Origin of the sequence: Acinetobacter sp. YH16053 (genome assembly GCF_013417035.1) — a bacterium.
Taxonomy (GTDB): domain Bacteria; phylum Pseudomonadota; class Gammaproteobacteria; order Pseudomonadales; family Moraxellaceae; genus Acinetobacter; species Acinetobacter towneri.
Genome location: NZ_VPEP01000093.1, coordinates 1 through 2,089, shown reverse-complemented (window position 1 = coordinate 2,089; position 2,089 = coordinate 1). Strand labels below are relative to the sequence as shown.

Sequence of the window (2,089 nt, the reverse complement as noted above, 5' to 3'; positions counted from 1 at the left end):
ATCAATTTGTTTAGTTGTTCTTCAAAATCTTGCTTGTTTAAATCACCTGAAACGTACTGATCATAAAGTTTTTGATGATCTTCAGTGATTTCTAAATCGTAATATTCTCGATCTGATTTCTTTAAAAGTACCTCTGACAAACGATTATTTTTTTCGGCATCACTCAATTTCATAGTCTAAATGCTCCTATTTTGCGTTTATTGGCGTTTTTAGCCCTGTTTGGCTAGATTCCCCTGTTTTTGAAGAAAAGGCGCTTAAATGCGATTTTAGGCGGTTTTTGCGCTATGGGGTGAAATTCGATATTGGTGCTTTGCTAACAATAAAATTTTTAGCGGTTTGGAGATTTATCATTTCCCGACAGCAGGAGGGAATGCACGCTTACGCGTTTCTCTCCGAGAAACAAAAAATCGACCTCTGAAAAAGATAAAAATAAGCCCCAAAGTTTGGGGCGTTTTGAAATCTTTTTTAGAGGATTAATTGCTACTTTTTGGCATTCACGTAGTCATAAAATTGAAGTTGCTGTTTTGGGTCTTTTAGCATGATGCGAAGCCGTTGCATAAAATCATCTGGAGATTCGTTCTCCTGCTTTAAGTGAGCGAATTTCTTGTCACGGGACATATTGAACGACAAGCTGTTCACTTGCATATTTCGCAACTCAATAAACTTAGGTTCATCGACCTGTTTAATTGGTGCAGATTGGATTTTTTTAGAACCAAAGCCGAGCTGTTCCAGTAGCGGATAAAACATCCTGAATTTTTTTGGCTCTAAAAGCATGTCGGCAAGGCGTTTCGTAAAGTCTTCGGCTGACTCTCCGATCTCTGCATATTCGCTACCAACTTCGGGTAGTTCAGATAATTTATGTGCGAACAAATGCCGTTGGGCATCGGTCATTTCAACAAAAAAATCGGGTGTGTTTGGATCTCGTTTAGGGTCGATTTTTTGTTCTACTTTTGGCTGTGGTTTTTGTTTGAATCTGAATGAAAAACCACTAATTGAACGACCATTTTTATGTTGTTCTACCTTCACTTTAATGTCTGTTTTTTCATTAATTTGCTGTAATGATGGTTCTAAAACACGACTTTTAAAATGATTCATTGCTTTGTATTCATTAGGTTCAACTCCTAACTGACTTCTGAAATCCGCTAGTTTCAAAATTGGAGTTTTACCTACCTCACGCCATGTTATCAATAGTTCATAAAGTCGTATTGCATACTTGCCTGTAAGTCCTGAAACTTGATTAATCTGATAGCTTGTAAAGTGTTTCTCAAGTCGTGTAATTAGTGGAACTACATCAGGGGCAAAGGTGATTTCTAGTAGAGCAGAATCATCAATGTATTTAATACGACTAACCCATCGTGAGCGAACAATACCAATCCCTTTTGATGTTTCTTCTTGGAATGAAAATTGTCGATCAAATAGGTTGTTTACAGCTTCTTTTAAAGCCTTGTAAGCCCCTTCTTTTGTGACATTGAACTGTTTTGCATAATCACTGGCATGAATTTCTAGTTTACTGTCAGCAGTAATTCCTTTCCCTGTTTCTCTAGCACTGATAATTGCCAATAAAATTAACCTTTGTTCTGTTACCTCTAAGTTGTAACTGGCATTCATAAGAGCATTATCTTTTACAACTAACCCGCCTTTCATTAAGACACCATTATTTTTATGTATATAAAGACACATTATATTTTTATGTGTCTTAATGCAAACTATTTGTGTCGGTATTGGTGTTTTTGAACAAACTATTTGTGTCGGTATGACAAACTATTTGTGTCGGTATGTCCTCTGAAACGCACGTATATCAATACTTTCAAGGCTCTTAAAAGCATTTAAAAGCTTTTTATATTATTAAAAGCCCAAAAAAATCAAAAACGGCATTTAAAACTGCCCTATGTTTTCGCTTCGCTCAAACTCTATTGAATCTCGCTGCGCTCGATTCCTGGGGGCAGTTTTTTTCAAAGACCGGCTAGGACGCTAAAAACAAGAATGGATTCGCTTCGCTCATAAAGCTTTATGCTCGCTTCGCTCGTCATGGAGCCAGTGGCTACAGTCGCTTTGCTCTGTAAATCTCGTTATGAAGCAACAGGGAGCT

1 pseudogene is annotated in these 2,089 nt (G+C 37.2%); it reads right to left on the bottom strand.

Features of this window, described 5'->3' with window-relative positions:
• Positions 1-714: 714 nt before the first annotated feature.
• Positions 715-1,644: pseudogene (gene repM / locus FTV43_RS15155) on the bottom strand (replication initiation protein RepM); the annotation flags it as partial.
• Positions 1,645-2,089: the final 445 nt, after the last annotated feature.